We start from the raw sequence: 24,955 nt of genomic DNA, 5'->3' as shown, positions 1-24,955 counted from the left end.
GGCGGCGCTGCGCTAACCGGGGTTATGCGTTTGGACGTTCCGTTGAGGCAGCCCGGATAAGGCGCAACGCGCCGCTATCCGGGAAACGTTAGCCATACCAGCTCAGAAGCGGTGGCCTGCAGGCAGGGTTACCGCTGCTTCCCCCGCTTTGAACAACAGCGTTGGGTTCGGGCCGCCGAGGGTCGCGTGCCCATCGGTGACCTGGATCCAGTTTCCTTCCGGTAAACCAATCACCGTTAATTCCGGCGCCACGACCAGCAGTTCGCGGATACGCTGTTCGCGGGTTTCACCCTGATGCCCGGTCGGCAACGCGTTGGTGAAGTGCGGGTTAATCTGGAGCGGGAACAGCCCCAGCGCATCAAATCCCTGCGGATCGACAATCGGCATATCGTTGGTGGTGCGAATGGTCGGGCAGGCGAGGTTTGAACCTGCGCTCCAGCCGATATACAACGCCCCGCGTTTGACGACATCGACAATCGGCGCCAGCAGCCCGCGGCTGCGGCACTCTTTCAACAGCTGGAAGGTGTTCCCGCCGCCGACGATCACCATCTCGGCGCTTTCAATGGCGGCGATAGGGTCGGCGACGCTGTGGATACCGGTTACGCTGACCGCCATCGGCGCCATAACCGCAGCCACTTTGGCCGTGTAATCATCCCAGGTTTGCGTCACGCCAGCGAAGGGGATGAATACCGCCGTCCGGCGGCCTTTGACCTGACCGGCAATCAGCGGCAGGGCGTGTTCCAGCCAGGCTTTCCCCGGCAGCGTGGAGTTACTGAGTAGCAGCAGTTCCATCTTTTCTTCCTGTTTTAAACCTATTATTGAAGCAGAAATTCTAGCATCGCCCCGATACCGGCGCGCTGATATGGCGCATGATGTGGGTAAGCGGAATGCTGTTCATGAGCCCGACGAAGCCGTTGAATAATGAATAACGCAATCCAGGTTTTTTCTCGCCCGCAAGGTAGGGTATATTTCGCTTTTACAGGAGAATCTATGCTGCCCGACTCATCAACCCGATTAAATAAATACATCAGTGAAAGCGGCATCTGCTCGCGTCGCGAAGCGGACCGCTTTATTGAACAAGGCAACGTCTTTATCAATGGCAAGCGCGCCACGATTGGCGATCAGGTGAAGCCTGGCGACCTGGTCAAAGTTAACGGACGGTTGATTGAGCCGCGCGAAGCGGATGATCTGGTGCTGATTGCGCTGAATAAGCCGGTCGGCATTGTGAGCACCACGGAAGACGGCGAGCGCGACAACATTGTCGATTTCGTCAACCACAGCAAGCGTATCTTCCCTATCGGCCGTCTGGATAAAGACTCCCAGGGGCTGATCTTCCTCACCAATCACGGCGACCTGGTGAATAAGATCCTGCGCGCCGGCAACGACCATGAAAAAGAGTATCTGGTTACGGTCGATAAGCCGGTGACCGATGAGTTCATTCGCGGCATGGGCGCGGGGGTACCGATTCTCGGGACCGTGACCAAAAAATGTAAGGTAAAGAAAGAAGCGCCGTTCGTTTTCCGCATCACTCTGGTGCAGGGGCTGAATCGCCAGATCCGTCGCATGTGCGAGCACTTTGGCTATGAAGTGACGAAGCTTGAGCGTACGCGGATTATGAACGTCAGCCTGACGGGGATCCCGCTGGGTGAGTGGCGCGATCTGACCGATGACGAGCTGATCGATCTGTTCAAGCTGATTGAAAACTCTTCTTCCGAAGCGAAGCCGAAAGCTAAGCCGAAGGCCAAAGCGGCGACCCCCGGCATCAAGCGCCCGGTGGTGAAGATGGAAAATAGCAACGATAAGGGCCGCCCGACTGGCAACGGCAAACGTTTCACCCAGCCGGGACGTAAAAAGAAAGGGCGTTAACGCCTGCCGCGGGTCGGCGTATTCGCCGACCAGGAAAAGGTCGCTTCCTTATCTGTCTTATAAGCCTGCTGTTTTTTCACCTGGCGGGCTTTCTTCGCTTCCGCTTCACGCTGGGCCATCAGCTTATCGATATATTCCTTTTTTACGCTGTTCGTTTCCGCATTGCTCAGCGGGCGGCCGTGCGCAATGCGCGCGCGGTCAAGCAGCGTTTTCAATTCGCGCTGTTCGCGCTCGGTCATCTCTTTTTGTGTAATACGGGGGAGTGCCATGGTGGTGCCCTCAGTCAGACCAGAGCACCCAGTGTACGGCAATGAATATTTTACTGATAGCCTGTATGGCAACTAAAGCAGGCACACGTCCGGGCCGGCGCCCGGACGTGTCACGCTCAGCGCTTGCTGGTTTTTTTGGCGATGGGCTTCCCTGACCAGTATCCGGCCAGCAGCGAACCGGACAGGTTATGCCAGACGGAGAACAGGGCTCCCGGCAGCGCCGCCAGCGGGCCGAAGTAAATTTTACCCAGCGCGGCCGCCAGGCCGGAGTTCTGCATCCCCACCTCGATCGCCAGCGTACGGCAGGTGGATTCATCAAAACCAAACAGACGTCCGCCCCAGTAGCCGCCGAGCAGGCCGATGGTGTTATGCAGGATCACTGCGATAATCACCACCAGGCCGACGGACGCGATATGGGCCGCGGAACCCGCCACCACCGCGCTGATGATCGCCAAAATGCACACCATCGAGAAAGCGGGCAGGAACGGCTCCACCGCTTTCACCACCTTCGGCAGCAGATGATGGACAATCAGCCCCAGGGCGATGGGAATGACCACAATCTGCAGAATGCTCAGCAACATCCCCATGACGTCGACCTGAATGTGCGCGTCGACGTACAGACGGGTCAGCAGCGGCGTCGCGATGACGCCGACCAGGGTGGAGACCGAGGAGATGGTCACCGACAGGGCCACATCCCCTTTGGCCAGAAAGATCATCACGTTGGAGGCCGTCCCGCTGGCGACGCTGCCCACCAGCACCATCCCGGCGGAGAGCTCCGGCGGCATATGAAACAGCAGCGCCAGCAGCCAGGCGGCGAGCGGCATCACCAGATAGTGCAGAAATATCCCTGCGGCGACCGGCGCCGGACGCGACAGGACGCGTTTGAAATCCGCCAGCTTCAGATGTACCCCCATACCGAACATAATCAGCATCAGCAGGGTGGTAACCCACGGGCCGATCGGGGTGAAGGTGGTGGGGGTGTAATAGGCCAGAACGGAGAGCAGCAGTGCCCATAACGGGAACAGCCGCGTCAGAGTTGCGAGCATGTTGTGTTCCTTGCGATACGCAAACCGGCCGCGCCGTCCCGGTAGGGCGGCGAGCAGGTCAGCTGGTTGTGTTGATGTTGTTATAAAAAAGCCGGGTTCGAGCCCGGCTATAGGTATTGTTTATCGTGCTAAGGAATTTTATTCAAACAAATTATGATGCAACGTCTGCACCACCTTCTCCGCATCGGCGCCAGGCACCAGGAAGCAGAGGTTGTGGCTGGACGCGCCATAGCAGATCATGCGGATGTTAAACGGATCAAGGACGCCAAACACCTCTTTGCCGACGCCGCAGGCTTTCGACAGCTCGTTGCCGATCAGGGCAACCAGCGCCAGGTCTTCTTCCACTTCCACGCGGCACAGCGAGGAGAGCTCGGTCAGCAGCGCCTGGGTCAGCAGGGTATCGCCCGCAGAGGTTGAGCCAGTGGTGTCCATGGTCAGGGCCACGCTCACTTCGGAGGTGGTGATCAAATCGACGGAGATGTTATGGCGCGCCAGAATACCGAACACTTCGGCGAGGAAGCCGCGGGAGTGCAGCATATTCAGGCTGTGCAGCGTCAGCAGCGTCTGGCGGCGACGCAGCGCCAGCGCGCGGAACAGCGGCGGGTTCTCGGTGGTTTTACACACCAGCGTACCGCCCGCTTTAGGTTCTTTACTGGAGCCGACAAATACCGGGATATCGCTGCGCACGGCAGGCAGCAGGGTCGCCGGGTGCAGCACTTTGGCGCCAAAGGTGGCCATTTCCGCCGCCTCTTCAAAGGCGATGACGTCGATGCGTTTCGCCGCAGGCGCGACGCGCGGGTCGGTCGTATAGATCCCGGGCACATCGGTCCAGATATCGACGCGGGTGGCATTCAGCGCTTCGCCGAGCAGAGCGGCGGTATAGTCGCTGCCGCCGCGGCCGAGGGTGGTGGTGCGGCCTTTCGCTTCGCTGCCGATAAAGCCCTGCGTCACTACCAGGCCTTCCGCCAGACGCGGCGTCAGCTGCTGCTGAGTCAGTTCGGCGACGGCGGCGATATCCGGTTCGGCGCGACCAAAGCGATCGTTAGTACGCAGCACTTTACGGGCGTCAAACCACTGCGCCTGAATTCCGCGCTCACGCAGAATCTCTACAAACAGCAGGGTGGACATCAGTTCGCCATGGCTGACCAGTTCGTCAGTCAGCGCGCTAGAGGAGGCGAGCGCGGCGGCTTCCGCCAGCGTGGTGATATTTTCCAGCAGGCGCTCAATCTCTTCGCGGATCACGTTGGGATAGCGCAAACGCTCCAGAATATTGAACTGGATCTGGCGCAGAGCGTCCAGCTGGGCAAAACGTTCGGTGGGTTCCAGCCCTTCCGCTAAGGCCACCAGAATGTTGGTCACGCCGGCAGAGGCGGAGAGCACAACAATACGGGTATTGGCATCGAGCAGCGCCACATCAATGCTGCGGTTCATCGCGTCAAAATCAGCAACGCTGGTGCCGCCAAATTTGGCGACGACTAAATCTGTCATAACAACCTCGTGTCAGGGGGCCTGACTTATTAAAACGATTCCTGAACACCGATTCTGGCAGGGGCTGGATGCCGCCGGATCGCAACAAAATGTCTTAATAAGCCAGGCCAAATTATTCAGCCATGGCACAAGGGAAGAGCGATAAACAGGGTGGCGCAGAATGATAAACAACTACGATGTCACCCAGAAGTGCTCCACCTTGTAGACCCGACTCACCGCTCTGGGCGCTGAAGTGTTCGGGTATGAAACGCCCGACTGCGAACGTTTCTGGTGACAACCCAGGGGATTCAGCCCCTGTGGCCGGTGAGGAGCGTAACCAGACGCTCTTTCACCTCGGCGTTGCTCCCCCTCACGTATTTTCGCCGGACTGGTTCCTCCAATACGGTTACCTGGGCAACGCACCTCTTCTGGCAATTACCGACGTCTTTCACCTGGCCGGGGGAATAAGGACATTATATCCCCCGCGAATACCCTTTCGCTGTAGCGTGAAATGCGCGAGCAATAGATACTTACAATACGTAAGCACTGCGGATATATAAAGGCTTAACGCCAGCTATGTCAACGCTGCGGTTATGCGGATTTTTCATGCCCCTGCGGCTAACAGAAAAAAGCCTTATGATAGCTATACTAATGGGGCTTTTTACTCCGTTTTGACCTGATTCCTGACCGGCGTCAGGGACAAGTCACAAAAATCATCACAATTTTCCGTCACCGGCGCTACAATCGACCGAAGTCACAATCTCAAATCAGAAGAGTATTGCTAATGAAAAACATCAACCCAACGCAGACCTCTGCCTGGCAGGCATTACAGAAACACTTCGACGAAATGAAAGATGTCACTATCAGCGAGCTGTTCGCCAAAGATAGCGACCGTTTTTCTAAGTTTTCCGCGACGTTCGACGATCTGATGCTGGTGGACTTCTCCAAAAACCGCATCACCGAAGAGACGCTGGCTAAACTGCAGGATCTGGCGAAAGAGACCGATCTCGCAGGCGCCATCAAGTCGATGTTCTCCGGTGAGAAGATCAACCGCACCGAAGATCGCGCGGTACTCCACGTCGCGCTGCGCAACCGCAGCAATACGCCGATTGTGGTTGATGGCAAAGATGTGATGCCGGAAGTGAACGCTGTGCTGGAGAAGATGAAAGCCTTCTCTGAAGCGATTATCTCCGGTAGCTGGAAAGGCTACACCGGCAAACCGATCACCGACGTGGTCAACATTGGTATCGGTGGCTCCGACCTCGGTCCGTTCATGGTCACCGAAGCGCTGCGTCCATATAAAAATCACCTCAACATGCACTTTGTCTCCAACGTCGATGGCACCCACATCGCCGAAGTGCTGAAGAACGTCAACCCGGAAACCACCCTGTTCCTGGTCGCGTCCAAAACCTTCACCACTCAGGAGACCATGACCAACGCCCACAGCGCGCGCGACTGGTTCCTGGCGACCGCGGGCGACGACAAGCATGTGGCTAAACACTTCGCGGCGCTCTCCACCAACGCGAAAGCGGTTGGCGAGTTCGGCATCGACACCGCCAACATGTTCGAATTCTGGGACTGGGTTGGCGGCCGTTACTCCCTGTGGTCGGCGATTGGCCTGTCCATCATTCTCTCCGTGGGCTTCGACAACTTCGTAGAGCTGCTGTCTGGCGCGCATGCGATGGATAAGCACTTCTCCACCACCCCGGCGGAGAAAAACCTGCCGGTGCTGCTGGCGCTGATCGGTATCTGGTACAACAACTTCTTCGGTGCGGAAACCGAAGCGATTCTGCCGTACGACCAGTACATGCACCGTTTTGCCGCCTACTTCCAGCAGGGCAACATGGAGTCCAATGGTAAGTATGTCGACCGTAACGGCCACGCCGTGGACTACCAGACTGGCCCGATTATCTGGGGCGAGCCGGGCACCAACGGTCAGCACGCGTTCTACCAGCTGATCCATCAGGGCACCAAAATGGTACCGTGCGATTTCATCGCCCCGGCTATCACCCACAACCCGCTCTCCGATCATCATCCGAAGCTGCTGTCCAACTTCTTCGCCCAGACCGAGGCCCTGGCCTTCGGTAAATCCCGTGAAGTGGTGGAGCAGGAATATCGCGATCAGGGTAAAGATCCGGCGACCCTGGAGCACGTGGTGCCGTTCAAAGTGTTCGAAGGCAACCGCCCGACTAACTCTATCCTGCTGCGTGAGATCACCCCGTTCAGCCTCGGGGCGCTGATTGCTCTGTATGAGCACAAAATCTTCACCCAGGGCGCGATCCTTAACATCTTCACTTTCGACCAGTGGGGCGTTGAGCTGGGCAAACAGCTGGCTAACCGCATCCTGCCGGAGCTGAAAGACGGCAGCGAAGTCAGCAGCCACGACAGCTCCACTAACGGTCTGATTAACCGTTATAAAGCCTGGCGCGCATAACGCTTGCGCCGTTAAGACGAAATGCCGACCTTATGGTCGGCATTTTTTTACAGCCTCCGCAGCAGGCGGGCTGGGTTTCCCGCCCACACGCCTTTCTCGGTGATGGACTTCGTCACCACGCTGCCCGCGCCAATCACCACGCCGTCGCAGATGTTGACGGCCAGAATCGTGGCGCCGCTACCGATCGACACGTCATCGCCAATCTCAATCCGCCCCCAGCTGGCGCGGTCGGCGTTTGGTTTGCCGTCGCGAAACAGGTCGTTGGCGAACATCACCCCGTGACCGATAAAACAGCGCCGGCCAATGGTGACGTACTCGCAGATAAAGGTATGCGACTGGATTTTACTCTCCGCGCCGATGCGGGTATTCCCCTGGATCTCAACGAACGGTCCAACGAAGACGTTATCACCCAGCGTGCAGTCGTACAGGTTGGCGGGCTGATAAATAACGACATTTTTCCCACAGACGACGTTACGTACGCCGGTATCACGAAGCTCAGGCATAGTTCCTCTCACAGCGGTTTGGCCAGAATATGTAAGGTGCTTTGCTGGCTGGCGGAATGGAAAGTCGTGTCTCTGATGTGCTGCATCCCCTGGCGTTCGTAAAAACGGCGCGCGGCGGGATTCGCGGCGAGTACTTCCAGCCACAGCCAGCGTTCGCCGGCCGTTTTTGCTCGCGTCTCGACGGCGTGAAAAATCTGCTCGCCGTAGCGGTGGCCAGTCTCCCCCGGCATCAGGTAGAGCTTATGCAGCAGCGTACCCATCGTGCCATCTTCAGCCATTCGCTGCTGATAGCTATATTTAGCGAAACCAACGGGGGAAGCGGCTTCGGCGATGAGCCAATGATGGTTGGCATCGGTAAGACTCCGACGTAGCGCATCTTCGGCATATTCTTGCTTAAGAAATAACGCCAGTTCATCGGCATTGCGCCAGAGATGGGCGAAGTGGTGCTGGTAACTGGCATAACCCATCGCGCTCAGTTGTGGCGCGTCCTCGGGCAATGCCTTTCGGATAGTTAACATGCTGCGTTCCTCGGGTCGTTCAGTGGCTATAGTGCCTGTAATATGAACAACGTGGAACGACAAAAATCGGTGGGGAAGGGGCTGGAGGTTCTTCCTCCAGCCGGGGGGATTAACGGGCGAAAGCGATCGCTTCGATTTCGACGCCAGCGTCTTTCGGTAACCTGGCTACTTCCACGCAGGAGCGCGCCGGAAAGGCCGCCTGATGTTCGGTAAAGAAGGCCTCGTAGGCGGCATTAATGGCGGCAAAATCCGCCAGGTCTTTCACAAACACCGTGGTTTTGACGATCTGACCAACGGTGAGGCCGGCGGCTTCGACGATGGCTTTCACGTTCTCCAGCGACTGGCGCGCCTGTTCGGCAATGTCGTCGGGCATGGTGCCGTCCTGCGGATTAATGGGCAGCTGGCCGGAGGTGAGGGTCATCGCGCCGAGATTGACGCCCTGAACGTACGGACCAATCGCGGCGGGCGCGTCAGCGGTAGTAATAATCATGTGGTTACCCCTTCAAACAGTTACAGAAAATAATTCAATAGCACCAGCGAGCCGACGCCGCTCACCACCACCCACACCAGACCTAAACGGAAGCTGGCGAGCGTACAGATAATGGCGGCGATCACCTTCGGATTTTTTAAGTCGAACTCCATGCTGGAATTCACGCTCAGGATCTGAATGGTGATGATGGCCGGCAGGACGGTGACCGGCACGAAGCGCAATGTTTTGGTCACCCGCTCAGACATCTGGATCTTGCCGGCCAGGCCGATAAACGAGAAACGAATAAGAAAAGTGACCGCGGCCATGCCCAGCGTCAGGGCGATAAAATAGCTATTACTCATTTTCCAGCGCCTCCACTAACGGCATATCGGATTCGGTTGTTGCCATCTGCTTGCGCTCTTCCGCCAGGTCGACGCACAGGCCGGCAAGGACGCCGAGCACGGAGGCGACGACGATCCCCAGCGAGTAGGGCAGGACCACTAACAGCACGCCGGAAACGGCGGCCACTACCGCGGCGACGGTGCAGGCCTGGCTTTTAATTTGCGGCACCACGATGGCGATAAAGGCGGCGACCATGGCGAAATCGAGACCGTATTTCTCAATGTGGGGAAACGAGGCGCCGACCAGCGCGCCAAGAAAATCGGCCAGCACCCAAATCGCCCAGAAGGTGACCATCGCCGAACCATAAAACAGATATTTTTCCTTTTTATTTCCTTCCATCTCTTTGACGGTGGTGGCATACACTTCGTCGGTGAGCGCATAGGACATAAAGCATTTTTTAAAGAATGAGGCTTCGCGCACGGTGCCGGAAATAGAGGCGCTATACAGCACATGGCGAAGATTAATAATTAATGTGGTGAAAATAATCACGCCGAGCGTGGCGCCGGTTTTTAACATATTCAGTGCCAGCATTTGCGCCGAACCGGCAATCACAATCGCCGACCACGCGGTACTTTGCCAGACGCTCATGCCGGCGCTGACGCTTAATGCGCCAACAATGAACGAGAAAGGAAAGTCCCCGATGCACAGGGGCATAATGGCGCTGGCGCCGCGTAATATGACTTTTTTATTCATCGTAAAATACCTGTTGGTGCAGGCAATAAATGATTATTGCGTAGGGTACAAAAGGGCTGGTCTTATTTGCTGACCATAATGCGAATGATCTCTTTATCGGTTTGCGCCATAGGCTTAATCACGAGGCGGCACAGGTTATTAATCGACTGTTCGACGTCGGCGCAGACAATGCCGTCGTTGGCGCTGGCGCAGCGGTTTTGCATCGCCATCAACACAGATTTAAAGGCGCTGGAAACCACCGAGGAGACCTTCATCGCGCAGCTGTTGGAAGCGCCATCGCAAATCATGCCGGTAACATCGCTAATCATATTGATGATGGCGGTGTTGATGGTTTCGATATTGCGGGTAAACAGCCATGCCATACCGGCGGCGGCGCCCATGGCGGCGGTAGAGGCCGCGCACAGTGCGGACAGGCGGGTATAGCGCGAATGGATGGAAATGGCCGTCAGATGCGAGAGCGCCAGCGCGCGAGCGAGCGTCTCTTCATCGGCATTCAGATGCTCGGCGACGGTAACTACCGGCATGGTCGCTGCGATCCCCTGGTTGCCAGAGCCGAAGTTCGACATGGCGACCACCGGGGCTCCGCCCATACGCGCATCGGAAGCTGCGACGGTGTTGATAATGACCTCGCTCATTAAGTCGTTACTTAACAAACCATTTTTAACGGCTTCAGAGAATGTTCCGTTAATATTCAACCCATACTTTTTCGATTTGCCTTCTGCAGCCAGTGCGCTATTGAGGCGGGCGGCTTCCAGAATAAACGTAATATTCTCAACCGGGGTGGAGATAATAAAGTCATACGCTTCCTGGAGAGAGAAAGTTGGCAGTTCAGTCTGCGCTGTGGCGCTATTTTCCCCGGCGTGTAATGGCTGCTGTTCGCCATTAATATATAACTCGACCACATTGGTATGCGTGCCTTTTACCACGACGCGACAGGTCTGGTCACCGGCGCTGAGGGTGAGATCGAGATGAATAAAGTCAGGCGTATCCTGGACGTCAATAGTAACGTGGCCGGCATCCACCAGCGCTTGTGCCTGTTCCACATGCTGTGAAGTTATGCCTGCCAGGGTCTGTAATCCCTTCTCGGCATCGCCACCAAAGGCGCCGATGGCGGCGGCCAGCGCGACGCCATTAACTGTCGTGCCGGGAATCGTGACGCCCGTGGCGTTTTTATACAGGTTGGCAGAAATAAAACCGCTAATTTTTTCGCAGGGTGTCGCTAAATGTTTCGCGGCGTAAGCGGTGGTAAATGAAATAGCAACAGGTTCCGTACAACCTAATGCTGGTGCGACTTCTCGCTGTAGCCAGCGAATAAAAAGTGAGGATGCTTGGTCAGACATTATTATGATTCCTGGACGTAAGATGATGAGGAAATATGCTAAGGGAATCGGCAGAAAAAAACTTCCTCAAATAACCCTTTATTTATTGAGGTCTGGAGAAAAATTTTATTTTTAGCCTTATCTAAACATGCAGGCCTGTATGTAAATTAACTTATTGATTAACAATGATTGTGCATGGATGTTTTTATACAAAAAAGGGGATTCAGTTATGTCGATCACACGCCGTTAAGGAGAGCATTTTTCTCTTTTGCCGAAATCCTGTCCTGAGGGCGCAAACGTGGAAAGCCCACGCGGTGAGGGGTAACTGTAGATCTGGATCACACTTTTGCGCTATACCGGACGCAACAAGGACTGATTATGAGGTGTGAATATGTCGTCGGTTTATCGCCCACTGGTAAATTTTATCGCCACTGCGATGCAAACGGTTTTGAATCTGGGGCTGCTGTGCCTGGGGATTATCCTGATCGTCTTCCTCGGTAAAGAGACGCTGCATCTGGCCGATGTCCTCTTTACCCCGGAGCCGACCAGTAAGTACCGGCTGGTGGAAGGACTGGTGGTCTACTTTCTCTACTTCGAATTTATCGCGCTGATCGTCAAGTATTTTCAGTCGGGGTTCCACTTCCCGCTGCGCTATTTCGTCTATATCGGCATCACCGCGATTGTGCGTTTGATCATCATCGATCATGAATCGCCGATGGCGGTGCTCATATACTCCGCCGCGATCCTGATCCTGGTGATTACGCTCTGGCTGTGTAACTCCAATCGCCTGAAACGCGAATAAAAAAAAGCGGCCTCCAGGGCCGCTGACCAACAGTCACAAATAGAATTTATGTAGGGTCCAGTTGAGGATAGCAGTGGCATTGGCCTTACTTTTTCAGCTGAGGGCGACGGCGGCAATACCCGGTTGGGGTCGTGTATTGCGGCTAGACCGTCGGCCCCCATCTGAAATTTGGGGCCGGTGTTACAAAAAAAACTTAACCTTTCACCCCACCCGCCGTCAGGCCGTTCACCAGCCAGCGCTGCGCCAGCAGGAACACTACCGTGATTGGGATGGCGGAGAGTACCGCCGCGGCGGCAAAGTCGCCCCACAGATAGTTCTGCGGGTTGAGATACTGTTGCATGCCTACCGCCAGGGTATAGCTGTTCACATCGCGCAGCAGCAGCGAGGCGACCGGCACTTCGGTGATGGCGGCGATGAACGACAGAATAAAGACCACCGCCAGAATCGGCACCGACAGCGGCAGCAGCACGAGGCGGAACGCCTGCCATGGGGTCGCGCCATCCAGCGCCGCCGCTTCTTCCAGCGAGCCATCGATGGTTTCGAAGTAGCCTTTAATCGTCCAGACGTGCAGGGCGATACCGCCCATGTAGGCAAAGATCACGCCGCCGTGGGTGTTGAGGCCGACGAACGGGATGTACTGGCCCAGGCGGTCAAACAACGCGTACAGGGCAACCAGCGACAGCACCGCCGGGAACATCTGGAAAATCAGCATCCCTTTCAGCAGGGTCGCTTTCCCCGGGAAGCGCATACGGGCAAAAGCGTAGGCGCAGGTGGTGGAGAGGGCGACGATGCCGATCGCGGTAATCCCGGCGACCTTAATCGAGTTCCACAGCCACAGCAGGACCGGGAACGGCGGCGGCGTGACGCGGCCATCCGCGTGTTCGACGCTGAAGCCTAACGCCAGACGCCAGTGTTCCCAGGAGATGGTATCCGGGATCAGGCTGCCGGTGGCGAAGTTGCCTTCGCGCAGCGAGATGGCGATAACCATCAGCAGCGGAAACATAATCGCCGCGATAAAAATCAGTAGCAGGAGATGCGTGGTAAATAAACGTAGCTTCTGCGATTTGGGTTGGACCATAGCCATTATCGTTATCTCCCTTAATCAAACTTCATGCGTGTGGCTTTCAGGTTCACAATCGCTAACGCGCCAACCAGCAGGAAGATAAGCGTTGCGATAGCCGCCGCCAGGCCGAAGTCCTGACCGCCGCCGCCTTCAAAGGCGATACGGTAGGTGTAGCTCACCAGCAGGTCGGTATAACCGGCCGGGGTGGTGGTGCCGAGACGGTCCGGACCGCCGTTGGTCAACAGTTGAATCAGGACGAAGTTGTTAAAGTTAAAGGCGAAGCTGGCGATCATCAGCGGCGTCAGCGGCTTAATCAGCAGCGGGAAGGTAATTTTAAAGAAGTTCTGGAACGGGCCGGCGCCATCCATTGCCGACGCTTCGTACAGATCGTCCGGAATCGCCTTCAGCAGCCCCATGCACAGGATCATCATGTACGGGTAGCCCAGCCAGGTGTTGACGATGATGATCATGGTGCGCGCGGTGGTCGGGTCGCTAAACCACGCCGGTTTAATGCCGAACAGCGCGCTGAGCATCATGTTGATTTCACCAAAGCTCTGGTTGAACAGGCCTTTGAAAATCAGAATCGAAATAAATGACGGTACGGCATACGGCAGAATCAGCAGGACACGGTAAATCGCTTTGCCTTTCAGCGCTTCCCACTGCACCAGGCAGGCGAGGATCATCCCCACCGCGACGGTCAGCACCACGGTCAGAACCGAGAACACCACCGTCCAGACGAAGATGGCGAAGAACGGTTTCTGGATGCCTTCATCGTGGAAGACGCGGGTAAAGTTGTCCCAGCCGATAGTCACGGTGTAGCCCGGGCTCAGCTTTTCTGTGCCCCAGCTACCGTCGGCGTTGATTGCCTGGTAGAAACCAACGTCGTTGTTCGGGCGGTATTTGACGTGGGTTTGATTGTTGGTCAGCTCGCCGTTTTCGCCAAGCGTATACAGCGGTTGGGTGCCGGAGAACTGGCGCAGCGAGCTCATGATCACTTTGCTGTCATCAGGCAGTACGGCGGTCAGCTGGTTCAGCGCGGTGCGGTTCTGGGTAATGACGCGCAGGTTGGCGCGCTCGCCTTCCGGCAGGGCATCAGTTTCTTTTAACGCCAGCTTCTGCTCGCCGCCGAATTTAAAGGCATCGGAAAGGTAGTTTTTACCGCTCTCGCCATCGGTCAGGGCCAGCTTCCACTCGTCGCCTGCCGGGATCAGCGTGAAGTTATAGGCTTTGCCGGCCTGGAAGGAGCGATCCATCAGCACCTGCTGCGCGCGCTCAAAGGTCAGCTGGTTGGTGCTGCTGTAGTTGGTGAACGCGATAGCGATAGTACAGATCAGCGGAAACAGGACAAACAGGCCCATGCCGGCGAGGCCGGGATAAACATAGCGCCAGGCATAGGCCTTGCGATTAGCGAAAATATACAGGCCAACTGAGCTTAAAATCAGCGTCATGATGGCGAACAGGTACTCCCCCTGGGCGTACATCAAAACAACAAGGTAACCCACCAGCAGGCACAGTAAGCCAATCACAGACCATGTGAGTTGCGGACTTTGCCACCAGTGTCTCTTTTTAACGGCATCCATGGGGATCATCCTCTACAGCGTTAAACATCTGTCGGCGTCAGTGCCTGATGGCGCTGCGCTTATCCGGCCTACGGATTGTGTAGGCCGGATAAGGCATTCATGCCGCCATCCGGCACGTACGCTACAGCATTACTTAGTGATACGGCTCTGGGCATCCTTCAGCGCAGCATCGACAGTCTGACGGCCGCTGGCGGCGTTGATAACCGCGGTACGAACGGCATACCAGAAGGCAGACATCTGCGGGATGTTAGGCATAATTTCGCCTTTCTGGGCGTTCGCCATGGTGGCAGCGATGCGCGGATCTTTTTCCAGTTTTTCCTGGAAGGATTTCAGCGCCACCGCACCCAGCGGTTTGTCGTTATTAACGGATTCCAGACCCTGATCGGTCATCAGGTAGTTTTCGAGGAACTCTTTCGCCAGCTCCTTGTTCGGGCTGGCGGCGTTGATCCCCGCGCTCAGCACGCCAACGAACGGTTTCGATGGTTTGCCTTTAAAAGTCGGCAGCAGGGTCACGCCGTAGTTAACCTTGCTCTTATCGATGTTAGACCACGCCCACGGACCGTTGATGGTCATCGCGGTTTCACCTTTGTTGAAGGCCGCTTCCGCGATGGAGTAATCGGTATCGGCATTCATGTGCTTGTTCTTGATCAGGTCAACCAGGAAGGTCAGGCCCGCTTTCGCGCCTGCGCTGTCCACGCCGACGTCTTTCACATCGTACTTGCCGTTTTCAAACTTGAACGCGTATCCGCCGTCGGCAGCGATCAGCGGCCAGGTGAAGTACGGTTCCTGCAGGTTGAACATCAGCGCGCTCTTACCTTTCGCTTTCAGTTCTTTATCCAGCGCCGGGATCTCTTCCCAGGTCTTCGGCGGGTTCGGCACCAGGTCTTTGTTGTAAATCAGGGACAGCGCTTCCACCGCGATCGGGTAGGCGATCAGTTTGCCGTTATAGCGAACGGCATCCCAGGTGAACGGATAGAGTTTGTCCTGGAACGCTTTGTCCGGGGTGATTTCCGCCAGCAGGCCGGACTGCGCGTAGCCGCCGAAACGGTCATGCGCCCAGAAGATGATGTCCGGGCCGTCGCCGGTCGCCGCAACCTGCGGGAATTTCTCTTCCAGCTTGTCCGGGTGTTCTACAGAAACTTTAATGCCGGTGTCTTTTTCAAACTTTTTACCCACTTCAGCGAGGCCGTTGTAGCCTTTGTCGCCGTTAATCCAGATAACCAGCTTACCTTCTTCAATTTTCGCGAGGGCAGAGGCGGAAAACATCATCGTGGTCAGTGCCGACAGCGCGAGGATGCGAGCGCCAGTTTTGATTTTCATATACCCGTCCTTTTTGGTGTTGTACTCGTGGATACACTTCGGTGGCTTAACGATGATGAGTTTCCTTTTTTAACAACCCCTTTCCATCCTCCCCAGGTCTACGCCCCACCCGCTGGTTGTGTGATCTCCATTGCAAAAACGGCCGTATTGCGTCCTGGAGCACAGAAAAAAGCGCCCAATTTTGTCGCCTCCATCACGAAATCACCCGCTGCCCGCCATCCCCCGCGGCGAGAGCCAATCTCTCATCCTCCCATCTCCTCCCCCATAAAAAAGCCGGGGGGTGGAGGATTTGCCCGGCTAATGAATGCCGCATAGTCGACCCATCTTGAATGTGACTGTTAGTGACAGGTTGTAACGAAGGGAGAAGGGCATGGCGAGCGTACAGCTGCGAAATGTAACGAAAGCCTGGGGTGACGTGGTGGTATCGAAAGATATCAATCTCGATATCCACGAAGGGGAATTCGTCGTGTTTGTCGGGCCATCGGGCTGCGGCAAATCTACCCTGCTGCGTATGATTGCCGGGTTAGAAACTATTACCAGCGGGGACCTGTTTATCGGTGACACCCGCATGAACGAGATCCCACCGGCAGAACGCGGCGTTGGGATGGTATTCCAGTCTTATGCGCTCTATCCCCACCTTTCCGTTGCGGAAAATATGTCGTTTGGCCTGAAGCTGGCCGGCGCGAAAAAAGATCTGATTAACCAGCGGGTGACCCAGGTGGCGGAAGTGCTGCAGCTGGCCCATCTGCTGGAGCGTAAACCGAAAGCCCTCTCCGGCGGTCAGCGCCAGCGTGTGGCTATTGGCCGTACGCTGGTGGCTGAGCCGAGCGTCTTCCTGCTGGATGAGCCGCTCTCCAACCTCGATGCCGCCCTGCGCGTTCAGATGCGTATCGAAATCTCCCGTCTGCATAAGCGACTGGGCCGCACCATGATCTATGTGACCCACGATCAGGTGGAAGCGATGACCCTCGCGGACAAGATCGTGGTCCTCGACGCCGGCCGTGTGGCGCAGGTCGGGAAACCGCTGGAACTCTATCACTATCCGGCTGACCGCTTCGTCGCCGGCTTTATCGGTTCACCGAAGATGAACTTCCTGCCGGTCAAAGTTACCGCGACGGCTATCGATCAGGTGCAGGTTGAACTGCCAAACCGTCAGCAAATCTGGTTGCCGGTGGACAGCGCCAACGTTCAGGCGGGCGCCAACATGTCCTTAGGTATCCGCCCGGAGCATTTACTGCCCAGCGATATCGCCGATGTGACCCTCGAAGGCGAGGTTCAGGTTGTCGAGCAGTTAGGTCACGAAACGCAAATTCATATCCAGATCCCCGCCATCCGTCAAAACCTGGTCTACCGCCAGAACGACGTGGTGTTGGTAGAAGAGGGAGCCACATTCGCTATCGGTTTGCCGCCAGAACGTTGCCATTTATTCCGTGAGGATGGCACCGCTTGTCGTCGGCTGCATAAAGAGCCGGGCGTGTAAGGCTTCCCATTAAAAAAAGGCGCGAACCCGGCTGGCGGTACACCGGCGAAGCGTGCAAAGAAAAGCAATGATCTCAGGAGATAGAATGATGATTACTCTGCGCAAACTTCCACTGGCGGTCGCCGTCGCGGCAGGCGTTATGTCTGCTCAGGCGCTGGCTGTCGATTTCCATGGTTACGCGCGTTCCGGCATTGGCTGGACCGGCAGCGGCGGCGAGCAACAGTGCTTCAAAGCGACCGGCGCTCAAAGTAAATACCGTCTTGGTAACGAATGTGAAACCTATGCGGAACTGAAGCTGGGCCAGGAGCTGTGGAAGGAAGGAGATAAGAGTTTTTATTTCGATACTAACGTTGCCTATTCCGTGAATCAGGAAGATGACTGGGAAAGCACCTCTCCGGCGTTCCGTGAAGCCAACATCCAGGGTAAAAACCTGATCGACTGGCTGCCGGGCTCCACGCTGTGGGCGGGTAAACGCTTCTATCAGCGTCATGACGTTCACATGATCGACTTCTACTACTGGGATATCTCCGGCCCGGGTGCAGGTCTGGAAAACGTTGACCTTGGCTTCGGTAAGCTCTCTCTGGCCGCTACCCGTAACTCAGAAAGCGGCGGTTCTTATACTTTCTCCAGCGATGACACCAAGAAATATGCTGCGAAAACTGCCAACGACGTCTTTGACATCCGTCTGGCGGGCCTGGAAACCAACCCGGGCGGCGTACTGGAGTTAGGCGTCGATTACGGCCGTGCGAACCCGCAGGATGACTATCGCCTGGAAGACGGCGCGTCGAAAGACGGCTGGATGTGGACCGGTGAACATACTCAGTCCATCTGGGGCGGCTTCAACAAGTTTGTGGTTCAGTACGCCACTGACGCAATGACCTCCTGGAACAGCGGCCACTCTCAGGGAACCAGCATCGATAACAACGGCAGCATGATCCGCGTTCTGGATCACGGCGCGATGGACTTCAACGATGACTGGGGCCTGATGTACGTTGCGATGTACCAGGACGTGGATCTGGACAGCAAAAACGGCTCCACCTGGTACACCGTGGGTGTTCGTCCGATGTACAAATGGACGCCGATCATGAGCACCCAGCTGGAAATCGGTTACGACAACGTGAAATCTCAGCGTACCAGCGAAAACAACAACCAGTACAAAATTACTCTGGCTCAACAGTGGCAGGCAGGCAACAGCGTCTGGTCTCGTCCGGCTATCCGTATCTTCGCAACCTACGCGAAGTGGGATGAAAACTGGGGCTACAGCAACACCTCTGGTCTGCAGACGAAAGACAGCAGCGGAAGCGGCGCTTTCACCTCCAGCCGCGGTGACGACAGCGAAGTTACCTTCGGTGCCCAGATGGAAGTGTGGTGGTAATACCGTCCGCAGGACGGGTGTAACCTGGGAGGGGCATCGGCCCCTCCTGACTATTCAGGGTTAGCGCGCTATTGCCTGGCTACCGCTAAACCGATGCTATCCAAGGTGAGAAGAATGAAAATGAAGAAAACTCTCGTCGCTCTGTGTTTATCCGCAGGGATGTTGGCATGCGTGCCGGGGATGAGCCTTGCCGACGTTAACTTTGTACCGCAGAACACCAGCGCCGCGCCGTCTATTCCAGCCAGCGCGTTACAGCAGCTGATCTGGACGCCTGCCGATCAATCGAAGACGCAGAGCGTAGATTTAACCACCGGCGGTCAACGCCTGGATGTTCCAGGGATCGTCGGAGCGGTCGCCGCCTGGAGCGTGCCGGCCAATATCGGTGAGCTGACCCTGACCCTCGACAGCGAACTGAACAAACATAAGCAGATTTTTGCGCCGAACGTGCTGATTCTCGACCAGAACATGACGCCAGCGGCGTTCTTTCCCAGCAACTACTTTACCTATCAGCAGCCGGGCGTGATGACTGCCGATCGCCTGGGCGGTGTGATGCGCCTGACCCCGGCGCTGGGCCAGCAGAAACTCTATGTGCTGGTGTTTACCACTGAAAAAGATCTCCAGCAGACCACCACCCTGCTGGATCCGGCGAAGGCCTATGCCAAAGGCGCAGGCAATGCGGCGCCGGACATCCCGGATCCGATCGCCAAACATACCACCGATGGTGTGCTGAAGCTGAAAGTGAAAACCAACAGCACCTCCAGCGTGCTGGTGGGGCCGCTGTTCGGCTCCTCCGGCCCGGGCCCGGTCACCGTCGGTAACACCGCGGCGCCGGTAGCTGCGCCAGCCGCCGCAGCCGCTGCGGCGCCGGCCGCCAAAAGCGAACCGATGCTCAGCGATACCGAGACCTACTTCAACAACGGTATTAAGCAGGCGGTGAAACAAGGTGACATCGACAAAGCCCTGAAATTGATGAACGAAGCTGAGCGCCTCGGCTCCAAATCCGCTCGTTCCACCTTTATCAGCAGTGTAAAAGGCAAGGGGTAATCGTCTCCCCACAATGCTGATGTTTAGGCACAGCCTTTAGGTGCATCCTCCGGGATGCACCTTTTTTTGCACGCGCGGCGGTCTGTTGCATGGCTGTTGCGTGAATGATCGTATATTGACGTTTGCCCGCCACCAACCGCCTATTCTGCGATACAATGCTCTCACGTTATGTACCGGAGAATCAGGCATGTCCCATCCTGCGCTTACGCGACTGCGTGCGCTGCGCTATTTTGCCGTTATGCCGCCCCTGGCGCCGCCCCTGAGTGACTGGCTGCTGCTGGAGGACTCAATGACCCAGCGTTTTGAGCAACAAGGAAAGCAGGTCACCGTCACCCTGGTTAACGAAGGGTATATCGGGCGTGAGGCGCTGGCTGACGAAGCGGCGCTGTTGCCCGACGAGCCGCGCTACTGGCTGCGGGAGATTATACTCAATGCCGATGGCGAGCCCTGGCTGGCCGGACGCACGGTGGTGCCGGAGTCGACGCTGTGTGGGCCGGAGCTGGCGCTACAGCAGCTCGGGCAGACCCCGCTGGGCCGATACCTGTTCACGTCGTCGACGTTAACCCGCGATTTTATTGAAATTGGTCGCGATGCAGCGCTGTGGGGGCGTCGTTCCCGTCTGCGGCTGAGCGGCAAACCCCTGCTGCTGACCGAGCTGTTTTTGCCTGCGTCGCCGTTGTACTAAGAGGAAGAAAAAATGGAGTGGAGTCTGTCGCAGAATAAGCTGTTGGCGTTTCATCGCCTGATGCGCACTGACAAACCGATCGGCGCCTTGCTGCTGCTGTGGCCGACGCTGTGGGCGCTGTGGGTGGCCTCGCCGGGCGTCCCGCCGCTGTGGATCCTGGCGGTGTTCGTCGCCGGCGTCTGGCTGATGCGCGCCGCCGGCTGCGTGGTGAATGACTATGCCGATCGAAAATTTGATGGTCACGTAAAGCGTACCGCCCGCCGTCCGCTGCCGAGCGGCGACGTCACCGAGAAAGAGGCGCGAACGCTGTTTATCGTTCTGGTGCTGCTCTCCTTCCTGCTGGTGCTCACCCTCAACACCATGACGATTTTGCTGTCGGTGGCGGCGCTGGCGCTGGCGTGGGTCTATCCGTTTATGAAGCGCTACACCCATCTGCCGCAGGTGGTGCTGGGGGCGGCCTTTGGCTGGTCGATCCCAATGGCCTTCTCGGCCGTCAGCGAATCGCTGCCGCTGAGCTGCTGGCTGATGTTCCTCGCCAACATTCTGTGGGCGGTGGCCTACGATACCCAGTATGCGATGGTGGATCGCGATGACGACGTCAAGATCGGCATTAAATCGACGGCGATCCTGTTCGGCGAAAACGATCGTCTGATTATCGGTATCCTGCAGGTGGCCGTGCTGGCGCTGATGGGCGCGGTAGGCTGGCTGAACGGGCTGGGCTGGGAATACTACTGGTCGCTGTTCGTGGCGGCGGGTCTGTTTGGCTGGCAGCAGAAGCTTATCTTCAATCGCGACCGCGATAACTGCTTTAAAGCGTTTATGAACAATAACTACGTCGGGCTGGTGCTGTTCCTCGGCCTGGCGATGAGCTACCTGTAAAATCCCTGTCCCCATCCCCCCGGTTTGCCGGGGGGCGAGGAGGACAGCAAACGCCGCGTTACGCGTCGTCCTGCGTGACGCTTTCGATCGTCAGACGTACATCCGACGTAATCAAATCCGCCAGCATCCGATAGACCTTCAGGGTCTCTTCCGGCTCGGCATCGCCCGTATCGCTGATATAGCCTTCATCGCGCAGGGTCAGCACCAGGGTACTGAACACCGCTTTATCGAAGAACTCCGGCGCGTTGATGCCATGCAGCACCGACAGGCGCTGAGCCACGGTACGGCTCTCTTTCTCCAGCGAGCTGCGGTTGATCGACGGGTTAGCGCTCAGCAGCCAGAAAGTAATGGCGTAGCGCTGCAGCGTCTCGCGGGCACCTGCGGCCAACAGCTGCAGAGAGCGAGAGTGCGACGGGTTGAGGCTCATCACATCGCCATCGATGACGATCAGCTCCTGACGCAGCATCTCGGCAATCAGCGCATCCATCACTCCGGCCAGCTCCGCTTTCTCCCAGCGCAGGAACAGCTCGGCTTTGAGGAACGGATAGAGCGTTTCCACATGGCGCAGCACTTCGGCGCGGCTGAGATGACGATGCTGAGTCACCAGGGCGGCTAACAGCGACGGCATCACCAGCATATGGGCGATGTTGTTGCGATAGTAGGTCATCAGCACCGCCTGCTCGCGCGGCAGAATGATGATGTCGCCAATGGTGTCTTTCTCGACTTCGAACTTGTTCATCTGCAGCGCGTGGTCGATAAGTTCGCTGGCCGAAGCGGACGGCGCGGTGGCATCCGGCGAATAGGGCACATTGCGCAGCAGCGCGAGGTAACACTCCAGCTGCTGGGTGAGCTGCTCACGGGTCAGCGAACGCTGGCGGGAGGCCAGCAGCGCCGTACAGCAGAGGTTCATGGCGTTGGCCGCGCCGGCGTTGTTGATGCGTACCATCAGGTCAGCGGCGATGTTATTCACCGTCGGCGTCAGCCAGGAAGGGCGGACCGCTTCGATCGGGTCAATCGCTTCCCGCCACTCCGGCACATGGTGGTTCAGATAGGTCATCAGCGGCAGCGGTTCGCCGAAGTTAACGTAGCCCTGGCCAAGATTGCGCAGCTTGCTTAAGCCGCGCACCATCTGCGGCAGACTCTCTTTCTCTTTGGTGGCGCCGCGCAGCTCTTTGGCATAGGTCCCTACCTCCATCACGTGCTCGTAGCCGATGTAAATCGGCACCAGGGTGATCGGCCGGGTGCCGCCGCGCAGCATCGCCTGGATGGTCATCGACAGCGTACCGGTCTTCGGATCGAGCAGACGGCCGGTACGGGAGCGGCCGCCTTCGACGAAATACTCCACGGAATAGCCGCGGCTGAACAGTTCGCCAAGGTACTCGCGGAACACCGTGGAGTAGAGCTTATTGCCCTTAAAGGTGCGGCGAATAAAGAATGCGCCGAGGCGGCGGAAGATTGGCCCGGCTGGCCAGAAGTTAAGGTTGATACCCGCCGCGATATGCGGTGGCACCAGCCCCTGGTGGTACAGAACGTAAGAGAGCAGCAGATAGTCCATGTGGCTGCGGTGGCAGGGGACATAGACAATCTCATGGCCATCGTGCGCCAGCTGGCGTACGCGCTCGGCGTTATGCACGTTGATGCCCTGGTACAGGCGGTTCCAGGTGAAGCCGAGAATGCGGTCGGTCAGGCGGATCATCTCGTAAGAGAAGTTCGCGGCAATCTCTTCCATCAGCGCAATCGCGTTCTGCTGGGCCTTCTCGTGGGAAATTTTCTTGCTGCGCGCTTCGTCTTCCACCGCCCGGGCAATGGCCTTCGACGCCAGCAGCTTGTTAAACAGATCCTGGCGGGCCGGCAGACGCGGGCCGACGGCGGCCAGGCGCTGGCGGGCAAAATGCATCCGCGCGACGCGAGCCAGTTTCTGGGCGATGATCTTATCGGTACCGTGCTCATCCGCCATGCGGCGCAGCGATACGGAAGGCGAGAAGCGCACGAAGCTGTCGCGGCCGAGCCAGGAGACGGCGAAAAATTTCTGAATGCCGTTAAGCATCCGCAGCGGCGGATTAACTTCCCCTTTCTCACGACCCGGCGAGCGGCCGAACATCACCGACACCGGCACCATTTGCACATCGAGATCCGGATGGTTGCGGTGCAGATCGAGGTAGTCGTGGAACAGCTTGATGGACTCTTCTTTTGGCGTGTAGTAGGTGAATACGCGCGGCCCGCCGTGGATGAATACGTAGCGCGGCAGCAGGGCGCCGTCGATTTCCAGCGGTTCAAGCGGGTCAGGTAAATCATGCGCCAGACATTGGGCGCGCAGCGTCAGCAGGTCCGCCTTGGAGTTATAGGGCAGGACGTACATGACCGGACGCGAGGTATCGAGTCCTAATTCCTGAGCAGGCTCTGCCGGAATAGACTTGCTTTTTACCAGCACCCGTAATGGTAAATTCAGTAATTTATAGTAAATTCGTTGCCAGCCGGACATAAACGATGTGAAGCCTCTGGTTAATCATGCAAATGCGCGGCAAGAATAACAGAAAGCGGGCAAAATTTCCGTTACCGCGCGGCAAACGCGTACACTCATCGACGTCATTTACATAAAAAGGTTTTGTGATGGCCAATAATACCACCGGGTTAACCCGAATCATTAAGGCGGCAGGTTACTCCTGGAAAGGATTTCGCGCGGCGTGGATCAACGAGGCCGCGTTTCGTCAGGAAGGTGTCGCCGCCATCGTGGCCGTCGCGATAGCCTGCTGGCTGGACGTCGACGCCATCACCCGCGTATTGCTGATTGGCTCGGTCCTGCTAGTGATGATAGTCGAAATTCTCAACAGCGCGATTGAGGCGGTCGTGGACCGTATTGGCTCGGATTATCACGAGCTTTCAGGGCGCGCCAAAGACATGGGGTCGGCGGCGGTCCTGCTGGCGATTATCATCGCGCTGATCACCTGGGGAACGCTGCTGTGGAGCCATTATCACTAACGTTCTTCGCTAACCCTCGCAAAATATAAACAATCTGCCGATTTTTGTGTGCCATGTGGTTCCAAAATCACCGTTAGCTGTATATACTCACAGCATAACTGTATATACACCCAGGGGGCGGAATGAAAGCGTTAACGACCAGGCAGCAAGAGGTGTTTGATCTCATTCGGGATCATATCAGCCAGACGGGCATGCCGCCGACGCGTGCGGAGATTGCTCAGCGCTTGGGGTTCCGTTCCCCAAACGCGGCGGAAGAACACCTGAAAGCGCTGGCGCGTAAAGGCGCAATCGAGATCGTCTCCGGCGCCTCGCGCGGTATCCGCCTGCTGACGGAAGAAGAGCACGGCCTGCCGCTGATCGGCCGCGTCGCCGCCGGTGAGCCGCTGCTGGCGCAGCAGCATATTGAAGGCCACTATCAGGTCGACCCGTCGATGTTCAAGCCCAACGCCGATTTTCTGCTGCGCGTCAGCGGGATGTCGATGAAAGACATCGGTATTCTGGATGGCGATCTGCTGGCGGTCCACAAAACCCAGGATGTGCGTAACGGCCAGGTGGTGGTAGCGCGCATTGACGATGAAGTGACGGTGAAGCGCCTGAAAAAGCAGGGCAACGTCGTCGAACTGTTGCCGGAAAACAGCGAATTTACCCCTATCGTTGTCGATCTGCGTCAGCAGAGTTTTACCATTGAGGGTCTGGCCGTTGGCGTGATCCGTAATGGAGAATGGCTGTAACGCCTGCCCCCGCGCAGCGTCATCTGATGCA

24 protein-coding genes and 1 riboswitch are annotated in these 24,955 nt (G+C 57.0%); of the genes, 10 read left to right on the top strand and 14 right to left on the bottom strand.

Translation table 11 applies throughout. The features are described from left to right. Positions 1-102: 102 nt before the first annotated feature. Positions 103-792, bottom strand: coding sequence for a dipeptidase PepE (gene pepE, locus ABLV52_RS21660; RefSeq protein ID WP_048336442.1), 690 nt, complete (start codon positions 790-792; stop codon positions 103-105). Positions 793-990: 198 nt separating this feature from the next. Here pepE and rluF point away from each other — a divergent pair, with 198 nt between their 5' ends. After that, positions 991-1,866, top strand: coding sequence for a 23S rRNA pseudouridine(2604) synthase RluF (gene rluF / locus ABLV52_RS21655; protein ID WP_044525123.1), 876 nt, complete (start codon positions 991-993; stop codon positions 1,864-1,866). On the opposite strand, the gene ABLV52_RS21650 is transcribed toward rluF, so the two are convergent. The 3 genes from ABLV52_RS21650 to lysC form a co-directional block, all read right to left on the bottom strand. Further along, the gene (locus tag ABLV52_RS21650) at positions 1,863-2,135 is read right to left on the bottom strand and encodes a DUF3811 domain-containing protein (protein WP_004177859.1); all 273 of its coding nucleotides are present in this window, start codon (positions 2,133-2,135) and stop codon (positions 1,863-1,865) included. The two genes, rluF and ABLV52_RS21650, sit on opposite strands and share 4 nt — an antisense overlap. A gap of 116 nt (positions 2,136-2,251) precedes the next feature. Beyond that, complete coding sequence (gene panS, locus ABLV52_RS21645) at positions 2,252-3,181, bottom strand: ketopantoate/pantoate/pantothenate transporter PanS (protein WP_023291615.1); 930 nt, start codon at positions 3,179-3,181, stop codon at positions 2,252-2,254. A gap of 138 nt (positions 3,182-3,319) precedes the next feature. Then, a complete protein-coding gene (lysC, locus tag ABLV52_RS21640) occupies positions 3,320-4,669 on the bottom strand; it encodes a lysine-sensitive aspartokinase 3 (protein ID WP_032454552.1) in 1,350 nt (449 codons plus the stop codon). Positions 4,670-4,848: 179 nt separating this feature from the next. Next, positions 4,849-5,084, bottom strand: a riboswitch (Lysine riboswitch). A gap of 348 nt (positions 5,085-5,432) precedes the next feature. On the opposite strand from lysC, the gene pgi reads away from it, so the two are divergent. Beyond that, on the top strand, positions 5,433-7,082 hold the full coding sequence (gene pgi / locus ABLV52_RS21635; RefSeq protein WP_023291617.1) for a glucose-6-phosphate isomerase: 1,650 nt from the start codon (positions 5,433-5,435) through the stop codon (positions 7,080-7,082). A 47-nt stretch (positions 7,083-7,129) separates the two neighbouring features. Here pgi and ABLV52_RS21630 read toward each other — a convergent pair whose 3' ends face one another. The 6 genes from ABLV52_RS21630 to ABLV52_RS21605 form a co-directional block, all read right to left on the bottom strand. Beyond that, positions 7,130-7,585, bottom strand: a complete 456-nt coding sequence (locus ABLV52_RS21630; RefSeq protein WP_023291618.1) for an acyltransferase — start codon at positions 7,583-7,585, stop codon at positions 7,130-7,132. Between the two features lie 8 nt (positions 7,586-7,593). Further along, positions 7,594-8,103, bottom strand: coding sequence for a GNAT family N-acetyltransferase (locus ABLV52_RS21625; protein ID WP_101977424.1), 510 nt, complete (start codon positions 8,101-8,103; stop codon positions 7,594-7,596). A 109-nt stretch (positions 8,104-8,212) separates the two neighbouring features. Further along, on the bottom strand, positions 8,213-8,593 hold the full coding sequence (locus ABLV52_RS21620) for a Rid family detoxifying hydrolase (protein ID WP_047718378.1): 381 nt from the start codon (positions 8,591-8,593) through the stop codon (positions 8,213-8,215). A 20-nt stretch (positions 8,594-8,613) separates the two neighbouring features. After that, a complete protein-coding gene (locus ABLV52_RS21615; protein WP_004206276.1) occupies positions 8,614-8,934 on the bottom strand; it encodes an AzlD domain-containing protein in 321 nt (106 codons plus the stop codon). Continuing rightward, positions 8,927-9,667, bottom strand: coding sequence for an AzlC family ABC transporter permease (locus ABLV52_RS21610; protein ID WP_023291621.1), 741 nt, complete (start codon positions 9,665-9,667; stop codon positions 8,927-8,929). Before ABLV52_RS21610 ends, ABLV52_RS21615 begins: the two co-directional genes overlap by 8 nt. 62 nt (positions 9,668-9,729) lie before the next feature. Continuing rightward, positions 9,730-11,007 carry an L-serine ammonia-lyase, iron-sulfur-dependent, subunit alpha gene (locus ABLV52_RS21605; protein ID WP_102006228.1) on the bottom strand — a complete coding sequence of 426 codons (1,278 nt, stop codon included), beginning with the start codon at positions 11,005-11,007 and terminating at the stop codon, positions 9,730-9,732. Between the two features lie 370 nt (positions 11,008-11,377). Between ABLV52_RS21605 and psiE the strand changes: the two genes are divergently transcribed. Then, complete coding sequence (gene psiE / locus ABLV52_RS21600) at positions 11,378-11,788, top strand: phosphate-starvation-inducible protein PsiE (RefSeq protein ID WP_004206282.1); 411 nt, start codon at positions 11,378-11,380, stop codon at positions 11,786-11,788. 193 nt (positions 11,789-11,981) lie between these two features. On the opposite strand, the gene malG is transcribed toward psiE, so the two are convergent. From malG to malE, 3 genes are all read right to left on the bottom strand, one after another. Further along, the gene (gene malG, locus ABLV52_RS21595; protein ID WP_002884725.1) at positions 11,982-12,872 is read right to left on the bottom strand and encodes a maltose ABC transporter permease MalG; all 891 of its coding nucleotides are present in this window, start codon (positions 12,870-12,872) and stop codon (positions 11,982-11,984) included. Positions 12,873-12,886: 14 nt separating this feature from the next. Then, positions 12,887-14,431 carry a maltose ABC transporter permease MalF gene (malF, locus tag ABLV52_RS21590; RefSeq protein WP_023291623.1) on the bottom strand — a complete coding sequence of 515 codons (1,545 nt, stop codon included), beginning with the start codon at positions 14,429-14,431 and terminating at the stop codon, positions 12,887-12,889. Positions 14,432-14,560: 129 nt separating this feature from the next. After that, on the bottom strand, positions 14,561-15,751 hold the full coding sequence (gene malE / locus ABLV52_RS21585) for a maltose/maltodextrin ABC transporter substrate-binding protein MalE (protein ID WP_004206285.1): 1,191 nt from the start codon (positions 15,749-15,751) through the stop codon (positions 14,561-14,563). 370 nt (positions 15,752-16,121) lie between these two features. On the opposite strand from malE, the gene malK reads away from it, so the two are divergent. The 5 genes from malK to ubiA all read left to right on the top strand — a co-directional run bounded on the left by malK (position 16,122) and on the right by ubiA (position 21,214). Continuing rightward, positions 16,122-17,231, top strand: a complete 1,110-nt coding sequence (gene malK / locus ABLV52_RS21580) for a maltose/maltodextrin ABC transporter ATP-binding protein MalK (RefSeq protein ID WP_002884743.1) — start codon at positions 16,122-16,124, stop codon at positions 17,229-17,231. Between the two features lie 85 nt (positions 17,232-17,316). Further along, positions 17,317-18,606, top strand: a complete 1,290-nt coding sequence (locus tag ABLV52_RS21575; protein ID WP_002884747.1) for a maltoporin — start codon at positions 17,317-17,319, stop codon at positions 18,604-18,606. Between the two features lie 114 nt (positions 18,607-18,720). Beyond that, positions 18,721-19,650 carry a maltose operon protein MalM gene (gene malM / locus ABLV52_RS21570; protein ID WP_348890917.1) on the top strand — a complete coding sequence of 310 codons (930 nt, stop codon included), beginning with the start codon at positions 18,721-18,723 and terminating at the stop codon, positions 19,648-19,650. 187 nt (positions 19,651-19,837) lie between these two features. After that, on the top strand, positions 19,838-20,335 hold the full coding sequence (ubiC, locus tag ABLV52_RS21565) for a chorismate lyase (RefSeq protein ID WP_017900123.1): 498 nt from the start codon (positions 19,838-19,840) through the stop codon (positions 20,333-20,335). A gap of 12 nt (positions 20,336-20,347) precedes the next feature. Further along, a complete protein-coding gene (ubiA, locus tag ABLV52_RS21560; protein ID WP_002884808.1) occupies positions 20,348-21,214 on the top strand; it encodes a 4-hydroxybenzoate octaprenyltransferase in 867 nt (288 codons plus the stop codon). Positions 21,215-21,272: 58 nt separating this feature from the next. Here ubiA and plsB read toward each other — a convergent pair whose 3' ends face one another. After that, positions 21,273-23,696 carry a glycerol-3-phosphate 1-O-acyltransferase PlsB gene (gene plsB, locus ABLV52_RS21555; protein ID WP_017900122.1) on the bottom strand — a complete coding sequence of 808 codons (2,424 nt, stop codon included), beginning with the start codon at positions 23,694-23,696 and terminating at the stop codon, positions 21,273-21,275. 128 nt (positions 23,697-23,824) lie between these two features. Between plsB and ABLV52_RS21550 the strand changes: the two genes are divergently transcribed. Both ABLV52_RS21550 and lexA read left to right on the top strand, forming a co-directional pair. Further along, entirely contained in the window at positions 23,825-24,193 is a 369-nt protein-coding gene (locus ABLV52_RS21550; protein WP_004206290.1) for a diacylglycerol kinase, read from the top strand. 122 nt (positions 24,194-24,315) lie between these two features. Then, positions 24,316-24,924 carry a transcriptional repressor LexA gene (gene lexA, locus ABLV52_RS21545; RefSeq protein ID WP_004206291.1) on the top strand — a complete coding sequence of 203 codons (609 nt, stop codon included), beginning with the start codon at positions 24,316-24,318 and terminating at the stop codon, positions 24,922-24,924. Positions 24,925-24,955 lie beyond the last annotated feature (31 nt).

The organism is Klebsiella sp. GB_Kp056 (assembly GCF_040064755.1).
Classification (GTDB): Bacteria; Pseudomonadota; Gammaproteobacteria; order Enterobacterales; family Enterobacteriaceae; genus Klebsiella; species Klebsiella quasipneumoniae.
The sequence above is the reverse complement of the archived record's forward strand: the minus strand, read 5'-3'. Positions and strand labels throughout refer to the sequence as shown.